This window comes from Actinosynnema sp. (assembly GCF_052038725.1).
Map to the genome: position 1 here is coordinate 1 of NZ_JBQGCX010000112.1, position 8,872 is coordinate 8,872.

At 74.9% G+C, this 8,872-nt stretch carries 7 protein-coding genes; 4 read left to right on the forward strand and 3 right to left on the reverse strand.

The genetic code is table 11. The features are described 5' to 3' along the window. Nucleotides 1-970 precede the first annotated feature (970 nt). The 3 genes from ACTUAL_RS02180 to ACTUAL_RS02190 are packed head-to-tail and all read right to left on the reverse strand — an operon-like array spanning nucleotide 971 to nucleotide 3,808. Entirely contained in the window at nucleotides 971-2,104 is a 1,134-nt protein-coding gene (locus ACTUAL_RS02180; protein ID WP_440899085.1) for a cystathionine gamma-lyase, read from the reverse strand. Next, entirely contained in the window at nucleotides 2,104-3,105 is a 1,002-nt protein-coding gene (locus ACTUAL_RS02185; protein ID WP_096496659.1) for an NAD(P)H-dependent glycerol-3-phosphate dehydrogenase, read from the reverse strand. The genes ACTUAL_RS02180 and ACTUAL_RS02185 overlap by 1 nt, the downstream gene beginning before the upstream one ends. Nucleotide 3,106: 1 nt before the next feature. Then, nucleotides 3,107-3,808, reverse strand: coding sequence for a lysophospholipid acyltransferase family protein (locus ACTUAL_RS02190; RefSeq protein ID WP_440899086.1), 702 nt, complete (start codon nucleotides 3,806-3,808; stop codon nucleotides 3,107-3,109). Between the two features lie 81 nt (nucleotides 3,809-3,889). On the opposite strand from ACTUAL_RS02190, the gene cofC reads away from it, so the two are divergent. The 4 genes from cofC to ACTUAL_RS02210 are packed head-to-tail and all read left to right on the forward strand — an operon-like array spanning nucleotide 3,890 to nucleotide 8,110. Further along, nucleotides 3,890-4,504: a 2-phospho-L-lactate guanylyltransferase gene (gene cofC, locus ACTUAL_RS02195; RefSeq protein WP_096496661.1), complete on the forward strand. Its 615-nt coding sequence runs from the start codon at nucleotides 3,890-3,892 to the stop codon at nucleotides 4,502-4,504. Nucleotides 4,505-4,532: 28 nt separating this feature from the next. Continuing rightward, nucleotides 4,533-4,802 carry a hypothetical protein gene (locus tag ACTUAL_RS02200; RefSeq protein ID WP_440899087.1) on the forward strand — a complete coding sequence of 90 codons (270 nt, stop codon included), beginning with the start codon at nucleotides 4,533-4,535 and terminating at the stop codon, nucleotides 4,800-4,802. Nucleotides 4,803-4,861: 59 nt separating this feature from the next. After that, the gene (locus ACTUAL_RS02205) at nucleotides 4,862-7,162 is read left to right on the forward strand and encodes an RNA degradosome polyphosphate kinase (RefSeq protein ID WP_177154436.1); all 2,301 of its coding nucleotides are present in this window, start codon (nucleotides 4,862-4,864) and stop codon (nucleotides 7,160-7,162) included. A gap of 15 nt (nucleotides 7,163-7,177) precedes the next feature. Then, nucleotides 7,178-8,110, forward strand: coding sequence for an NUDIX hydrolase (locus ACTUAL_RS02210; RefSeq protein WP_440899088.1), 933 nt, complete (start codon nucleotides 7,178-7,180; stop codon nucleotides 8,108-8,110). The last annotated feature ends 762 nt before the right edge of the window (nucleotides 8,111-8,872 follow it).

Genomic DNA, 8,872 nt, shown 5'->3' on the forward strand with positions numbered 1-8,872 from the left:
GGTTGGTCAGGCTGCCCGTGGGGTCGGTCCCGGCGTTGGTGGCGTTCGCTGCGGACGCGTGCCCGTTGGCGGCGTTGGGCGTCGAGGACGTCGGGGTGACGCCCCGGAGCCGGTCGTCGCCGACGGAGCAGCAGCCGTGGAAGCAGCGGATGCCGCGGGTGCGCCGGTAGGTCGCAGGCCGCCGGTCGGGACGCCTGCGCGGCGCCGAGCCGGAGCCGTGGTGCGGGCGGATCGCGAGTGGTCCGAACTGGCCGAGGGCGAAACACCGCTTCGGAAACCGGGGGAGGACCTCGTCGACGCGGTCGAGCTCGGCGTCGGAGGCGGGGTCGGTGGAGGTCTTCCAGGTCCGGGTGCGCTGGAAGCCGACGCCGTGCCGGTGCGGGCTCTGGCGTGATCGCTCCCGGCCGACGCGGACCCGCCGGTCGGGGTTGCGGTGCGGGTGGACGGCGAGTGTGCACAGGCTTCACCGGGTGCGGGGCAGACCGACCAGAGCCGGGCGGGTCCGGGCCATCGCCGCGACGAACGTGATGTCGTCGTGGCTGCTGAGGCGGGAACGGCCTCCCGGTCCAGCCAGGGTCCAGCACCGCCAGGCCGCGTGCGCTGAAGTCGTGGATCACGTCCCGCACGCTGTCGGTGTCCGCCGCGCCCCGACGCGCGATCGCCGGCGCTGGTGTCCCGGACGACGGGGCCAGGACGATCACCGCCCGACGCATCCGGATCGCGCCCTGCCTGCCCCGCCGCACGTGGGTCAGGAGGCGACGGCCCTCGTCCCTGGTTGATCGACGTGCTCTGACCGGCTCGGCCGTCGATGCCTCCCGTGCTCACGGGACCGGCGTCACCGCCGAGCACGGGATCACCACGAACCGGCGTCGGGGATCTTGCCCGGCGTGCCCCCAACCCGGTGAACGCATGTGGTCACCGCGCTAGGGGCGCGCACGTGACCATGCGCGCCCCAGCGGGAGGACCCGCGTCACCCCAGCGCGTTCAGCACGTCGGCGACCAGGTCCTCGGTGCTCTCGCACCCGGCGGACAGCCGGATCAGCCCCTCGGGCACCGGGTCGCCCCACTGCGCGCGCCGGTCGGCGGTGGTGTGCAGCCCGCCGAAGCTCGTGCTGGCCGCGACCAGCTCGGACCGCTCCAGGAACCGCGCCACCGCGGCCTCGTCGGCGAGCACGAACACCAGCACCCCGCCGAACCGCCGCATCTGCCGCGCGGCGACCTCGTGCGCGGGGTCGCCCGCCGCGCCCGGCCAGCGCAGGCCGGTCACCGCCGGGTGCCCCGACAGCGCCGCGTGCAGCGCCGCCGCGTTCGCCGCCTGCCGCTCCAGCCGCAGGTCCAGCGTCCCGAGCCCGCGGTGCGCCAGCCACGTCTCGAACGGGCCGGGGATGGCCCCGCCGGTCGTGCGCGCGGCCCTGATCCGCTCGGCGAGCGCGGGGTCCGCCGCGGTCACGTGCCCGAGCAGCACGTCGCTGTGCCCGGCCACCGCCTTGGTGTCGCTGGCCACCACGACGTCCGCGCCCAGCTCCAGCGGTCGCTGCCCGAGCGGGGTCGCCGTGGTGTTGTCGACCGCGACGAGCGCGCCGCACGCGTGCGCGGCCTCGGCCAGCGCGGCGATGTCGCACACGTCCAGACCGGGGTTGGACGGCGATTCCAGCAGCACCAGCCGCACGCCGTCGAACGACGGGTACGGCCCGGCCGTGGGGACCTCGCGCACCTCCACCCGCAGCTCGGCGGCGAGCGTCCTGGTCAGGTAGTAGCCGTCGGACGGCACCACGAGCACGTCGCCGGGCGCGAGGACGGTGCGCAGCAGCGCCGAGATCGCGGCCATGCCGGACGGGAACAGCACGCACTCGCCGCCGTCGAGCCCGCCCAGCGCGGTCTCCAGCGCGCGCCACGTCGGGTTGTGCGCGCGCCCGTAGGTGTCGTCGCCGCCCAGCCGGTAGGGCGCGGCGAGGACCGGTCCGGCCAGGAACGGCTCCCCCGGCGCGACGGCGGCGCTGTGCACCACCCGCGTCCCGTCGCCCCACCCCGCCGAGCCGGACCCCGCAGCGCCGGACCCGACCGCGCCCGCCCCCGACTCCCCCGCGCCACCAGGTGTGCCCATCAGCGCTCCGCCTTCGTCTCGCGGCCGAGCAGCGCGGCGGTCAGGACCCTCGGGTCCAGCCCGTCGTGGCACACCCGGCGCACCCCGTCGGTGATGGGCATGTCGACGCCGACCCGCGCGGCCAGCGCGTGGATCGACGTGCACGACTTCACGCCCTCGGCGACCTGCCCGTGCGCGGCCTCCTGGGCCTGCGCGAGCGTGTCGCCGCGCCCCAGCCTCTCCCCGAACGTGCGGTTGCGCGACAGCGGGGACGCGCAGGTGGCCACCAGGTCGCCGAGCCCGGCCAGTCCCGCGAGGGTGAGCGGGTCGGCGCCCAGCGCGGCGCCGAGGCGGGCGGTCTCCGCCAGGCCCCTGGTGATGATGGACGCCATCGTGTTGTCGCCGAACCCGAGCCCGGCGGCCATGCCGCAGGCCAGCGCGATGACGTTCTTGCACGCCCCGCCCAGCTCGCAGCCGACGACGTCGGTGTTGGTGTACGGCCGGAAGTACGGGTTCGTGCAGGCGCGCTGGAGCTCGACGGCCCGGTCGTGGTCGGTGCAGGCGATGACCGTCGCGGTGGGCTGCTCGGCGCCGATCTCGCGCGCCAGGTTCGGCCCGGACACCACGGCGACCCGGTCCTCGGGCACGTCCGCGACCTCGCGCACCACCTCGCTCATCCGCTTGAGCGTGCCCAGCTCGACGCCCTTGGCCAGGCTGACCAGCGTGGAGTCCGGCGGCAGCGCGGGTCGCCACGCGGCCAGGTTCTCGCGCAGGGTCTGGCTGGGCACGGCCAGCACCACGGCCCGCGCGCCGTCCAGGGCCTGCTCGGCGGACGCGGTGGCGGTGAGGTTGTCGGGCAGCCGCACGCCCGGCAGGTACCCGGCGTTGACCCGGCTGGTGGTGATCTCGTCGGCGACCGTGCCCCGGCGCGCCCACAGCGCGGTGGGGGTGCCGGAGTCGGCGAGCACCTTCGCGAACGCGGTGCCCCACGACCCGGCGCCCAGCACGGCGACGCGGTCCACGTCAGGCCTTCCTGGAGTGGTAGAAGCCCTCGGGCGCCTGCTCGTCGCGGACCTGGCCGAGCAGGTCCTTGACCTGGTGCATGATCAGGTCGGTGACCTGGCGCAGCTGCGGCAGGTCGTGCGGCCCGGCGCGGAACCCGGCCAGGTCGACCGGGTCGCCGAACCGGGTCACCACGGACTTGCGCGGGAACGGGCGGAAGCGCTTGCGGTAGTGGTCGTAGATGTCCCTGGTGCCCCAGCGGGCGGCCGGGATGACCGGGACGTCGTGCTCCAGCGCGAGGCGGGCGATGCCCGTGCGGGAGTGCATCGGCCAGCCCGCGGGGTCGCGGGTGATGGTGCCCTCCGGGTAGATGACGACCACCTGGCCCGCGTCCAGGGCCTCGTGGGCGGCGCGCAGCGACTGCTGGGCGTCGGAGGTGCCCCGGTAGACCGGGATCTGGCCGGTGCCGCGCAGGAGCCCGCCCACGGCGGGGACGTTCCACAGGCTGTGCTTGGCCAGGAAGTGCGGAAGCCTGCCCTGCTTGTGGACGAGGACGGCGTCGTACACCGGGTCCAGGTGGGACACGTGGTTCATCACGAGCAGGACGCCGCCCTCGCGCGGCAGGCCCGGTCCCTCGATGCGCCTGCCAGCCAGCAGCGCGCCTGCGGGGTAGAGGATCGTCGCGCCGACCCCCACCCAGAAGCCGCCCTTCTCCTTGGCCACTTGCTCCCCTCTCGGTCGTCGGACCCCGGTGCTCCCCGGAGGGCGCCGCCGGGTCCAGCGGGCATCGGGGAGTATGGCGGTGTGCGAGCGGACGTCGACCTGGTGGTGCCGGTGAAGAGCCTCGACCGGGCCAAGACGCGGTTGGAGGCGGGGACCGGGCGGAGGGCGCTGGCGCTGGCGTTCGCCCTGGACCTGGTGGGTGTGGCGCGGCGGGTGGCGCGGTCGGTGCTGGTGGTGACGGCGGACCCGGTGGTCGCGGGCGAGCTGGCGGTGGCCGGGGTGGAGACGGTGGTGGGCCCGGAGGGGTTGAACCCGGCGCTGCGCTTCGGCGCGTCGGTGCTGCGGGGGCGCGATCCCCGGTCGGTGGTGGGCGCGCTGCAGGCGGACCTGCCCGCGCTGCGCGAGGTGGAGCTGCGGGCGGCCGTGGTGGAGGCGGGGGGCGAGCGGGCGTTCTGCGCGGACCGGCAGGCCACGGGGACGACGCTGCTGCTGTCGGCGGCGGGGCGCGACCTGGCGCCCGCGTTCGGCGGCCCGTCGGCGGCGGCGCACCGGGACGGCGGGGCTCGGGAGCTGCTGGGCGACTGGCCGACGCTGCGGTGCGATGTGGACACGCTGGAGGACCTGGCGCTGGCGGCGGGGTACGGGCTGGGGGCGCGCAGCGCTCAGGCGTGGGCGCGGGTGCGGGTCGCGGGGTGAGGCGGGGGCGGTGGGCTACCTTCGGCCCGTGCCAGAGCAGACCGGGCCCGGCGCGCCGCCGCCCGAACGCCCCGAACCCTGCCCCGAACCCACCCCGGCGGCCCGCCCCGAGCAGGCCACCGTCAGCCGCAGTCTCCCCGACGGCTCCGCCGAGGTCCTGCGCGACGACGGCGTCCTCGTCCCCGTCCCCTCCCCCGCCGTCGGCGCGGGCGGCTGGCGGGCGCTGCGCCCCGGTCAGCGGGTGACGCTGCGGCGGGACGCGGCGGGGCGCGTCGTCGCCCTGCTCCGCCCGGTGTGACCCGGAGTTCACCTCCCGGACGGCTCGGATCAGCGCGGGCGGCCCCCATCTGGGGAACAATGCAGAGCGTGAGCACGGAGAACAGCGACCAGCAGCCGACTCCGAAGCGGCGGACACGATCCGCGCGGACGAGTCCCACCACCGGCGCCGCCGCGAGCCGCTCGGCGGCCTCGGGGGCCGCCCCGCGCAGGCGGCCCCGCCCGGCGACCCGGCGCAGCTCGGTGCAGCAGGTCGCCCCGCCGCCGGACGCTCCGCGCATCATCCCCGGCTCGCCGCCCGCCGCGACCAACGACCTCACCACGGTCGACCTGCCCGACGACCGCTACTTCAACCGCGAGCTGTCCTGGTTGGACTTCAACGCCCGCGTGCTCGCGCTCGCCGAGGACTCGTCGCAGCCGCTGCTGGAGCGCGCCAAGTTCCTGGCCATCTTCGCCTCGAACCTGGACGAGTTCTACATGGTCAGGGTCGCCGGGCTGAAGCGCCGCCAGGAGACCGGGCTGTCCGTGCGCAGCGCCGACGGCCTGAGCCCCAGCGAGCAGCTGGGCACCATCTACAAGCGCGCCCAGGAGCTGGTGGAGCAGCACGCGCGCGCGTTCCTGGACCACGTGGGCCCGGAGCTGGAGAAGCACGCGATCAGCATCGTGACCTGGGCGCAGGTCACCGACTTCGAGCGGCTGCGGCTGTCGAACTACTTCACCGAGCAGGTGTTCCCGGTGCTCACGCCGCTGGCGGTGGACGCGGCGCACCCGTTCCCGTACATCTCCGGCCTGTCGCTGAACCTGGCCGTCATGGTGCGGGACCCCGAGGGCGGCATGGACCGGTTCGCCCGGATCAAGGTGCCGGACAACGTGCCGCGCCTGGTCCGCGTCGAGTCCGACCGCGCCAGCTCCAGCGCCACGTTCCTGCCCGTCGAGGAGCTGATCGCCGCGCACCTGGGCGACCTGTTCGCGGGCATGACGGTGCGGGAGTGCCACGCCTTCCGGGTGACGCGCAACGCGGACCTGGAGGTCGAGGAGGACCGGCACGAGGACCTGCTGCTGGCGCTGGAGAAGGAGCTGGCCCGCCGCCGGTTCGGCCCGCCGGTGCGGCTGGAGGTCGCGGGCGACATGACCGAGCACATGCTGGAGCGCCTGCTGCGCGAGATGGAGGTCGACGAGCAGGACGTCGTGCAGGTGCCCGGACTGCTGGACCTGTCGTGCCTGTGGCAGCTGTACGGCCTGGACCGCAAGCAGCTCAAGGACCGGCCGTTCGTGCCGTCCACGCACCCGGCGTTCGTGGAGCGGGAGACGCCCAAGAGCATCTTCGCGACGCTGCGCGAGGGCGACGTGCTGGTGCACCACCCGTACGACTCGTTCTCCACGAGCGTGCAGCGCTTCATCGAGCAGGCCGCCGCCGACCCGCACGTGCTGGCCATCAAGCAGACCCTCTACCGCACCTCCGGCGACTCCCCGATCGTGGACGCGCTGATCGACGCGGCCGAGGCGGGCAAGCAGGTCGTGGCGCTGGTGGAGATCAAGGCGCGCTTCGACGAGCAGGCGAACATCAAGTGGGCGCGGGCGCTGGAGAAGGCGGGCGTGCACGTCGTCTACGGCCTGGTGGGGCTCAAGACGCACTGCAAGACCTCGCTGGTGGTGCGCCAGGAGGGCTCGACGATCCGCCGCTACTGCCACATCGGCACCGGCAACTACAACCCGAAGACCGCGCGGCTGTACGAGGACGTCGGCATCCTCACCGCCGAGCCCACGATCGGCTCGGACCTGACGGACCTGTTCAACGTGCTGACCGGCTACGCCAGGCAGGACCACTACCGCACGCTCATGGTGGCCCCGTACGGCGTGCGGCGCGGCATCGTGGAGCGGATCGACCGGGAGATCGAGCACGCGCGGGCGGGCCGCCCGTCCGGTGTGATGATCAAGGTGAACTCCCTCGTGGACGAGGAGGTCGTCGACTCGCTCTACCGGGCGTCGATGGCCGGGGTGCCGGTGGACGTGATCGTGCGCGGGGTGTGCGCGCTCAAGCCGGGCGTGCCGGGGCTGAGCGAGAACATCCGGGTGCGCTCGATCCTCGGCCGGTTCCTGGAGCACTCGCGGCTGTTCCACTTCACCGGCTGCGGCGAGCACTGGATCGGCAGCGCGGACATGATGCACCGCAACCTGGACCGCAGGGTCGAGGTGCTGGTGCGGGTGACCGACCCGAGGCTGACCGGGCAGCTGGACGCGGTGGTGGAGTCCGCGCTGGAGCCCACCACGCGCTGCTGGGTGCTCCAGCCGGACGGCGAGTGGGAGGCGTCCCCCGCCGACGGCGGCCGGGTGCGCGACCACCAGACCGAACTGCTCCGCAAGCACGACGCGCTGGGGTGAGCCGTGGTTGACGAGGTGCGCCCGGTGATCCGGGCGGCGGGCGCGGTGCTGCGCGACGGGGACCTGGTGGCGGTGGTGCACCGGCCCCGCTACGACGACTGGTCGCTGCCCAAGGGGAAGCTGGACCGGGGTGAGGCGGCGCCCGCGGCGGCGGTGCGGGAGGTCTTCGAGGAGACCGGGTTCCGCGCGGTGCTGGGCCCGTACCTGAGGGCCGTCCGGTACGCGGTGGACGGCGTGCCGAAGGTCGTGGACTACTACGCGGCCGACGTGGTCGCGGGTTCGTTCGCGCCCAACGAGGAGGTGGACGAGCTGCGCTGGCTCTCGCCCGCCGAGGCGGCGGGGCTGGTGTCGCGGGACGAGGACCGGGCGGTGCTGGCCGCGTTCACCGCGCTGCCGGGCGGGTTGCGGACGCTGCTGCTGGTGCGGCACGCCAAGGCGGGCAAGCGGGAGCACTGGTCCGGTGACGACGACCTCCGGCCGCTGAGCGCGGCGGGGTGGCGGCAGGCGGAGGCGCTGCGCGGGGTGCTGCCGCTGTGGGGCGCCTCGCGGGTGCACGCGGCGCCGAGGTTGCGGTGCGAGCAGACCGTGCGGGCGGTGGCGGACGATTTGGGCGTGCCGGTGCGCTCGGAGCCGGCGCTGTCCGAGGAGGGCTACTGGCCGGACCGGGACGCGGCGGTGGCGCGGGTGGCGCGGCTGCTGGAGGAGGACGACGGGGTGCCGGTGGTGTCCTCGCAGGGCGGGGTGATCCCGGACCTGGTGGAGGCGCTGGCCGCGCTGGGCGGGGTGGCCCTGGAGGGCGGCAGGACGCCGAGCAAGAAGGGCAGCGCGTGGGTGCTGTCGTTCCGGCCGGGCGCGCCGGGCTGGTCCACTTCGGACCCGGCGTCCCGGTGGCCGCGCCTGGCCGCCGCGCACTACCTGCCGACGGCGTTGGGCAAACCGCTCTCCTGAGCCGAATGGGTCGCGCCGGTGTGGCGCCCGCAACAGTGCGGGGTGGAATCGCCGAGCGCACGCCGGGTTTTCCACGGATGGCGGAATGAGGGGTCGGGTGGCGCTTTCCACCCGACCCCGGCGGGAAATCGGTTGGGCGGGACCGGCAATCGGGTCGGGGTTTCAGCCGGGGGAAAAGCGGGCACCGGCGGTCCGGTTGAGCCGGACGCCGCTCGGTCGTTAGTCGCGGACCACTCGGCCGTTAGTGGCGCGAGAGCGCTGCGGGAGTGGGCGGCGCCACTTCGACAAACCGATGCGCTTAGCCGGGCGGCGCGCAGGAACGCGCGCGGGCAACGGCTCGGGAACACGTCGGCGACGCCTTTGCGGAACAGCGCGGCGACTTCGGGGCGGGCACCGGGGAAAGGGTGTTGGCGGGATCGTTGGCGGCGGCGTTCACGCAGGTCAGAGGCATGATCAACATTTAACGGGGCGCTACGGGAATTGCGGGGAACCGCTGCCGACCGCGCACGGGCCGCCGGGACCGGCGGTCGCGGGCACGCCGAGAGGGCCGCCGACCAGCCCGAAGGCGGGTGGGCGGGCAGGCCGAAGGCGGGTGGGCGCAGCCCGAAGGCGGGTGGGCGAGCAGGCCGAAGGCGGGTGGGCGCGGGGCGGAGCACGGGGCCGGAGCCGGGCTCGGGTGGACGGGCGCAGGTGAACGGGCTCGGGTGGACAGGCGTGGGCGGCCGGGCGGTGCGGCCATGCGCAGGCACATGGGCGTGGTCG

Excerpts from the sequence above, each read along its gene's own strand:
- ACTUAL_RS02180 (WP_440899085.1), bottom strand. The coding sequence starts at position 2,104 with ATGGGCACACCTGGTGGCGCGGGGGAGTCGGGGGCGGGCGCGGTCGGG.
- ACTUAL_RS02205 (WP_177154436.1), top strand. The coding sequence starts at position 4,862 with ATGCAGAGCGTGAGCACGGAGAACAGCGACCAGCAGCCGACTCCGAAG.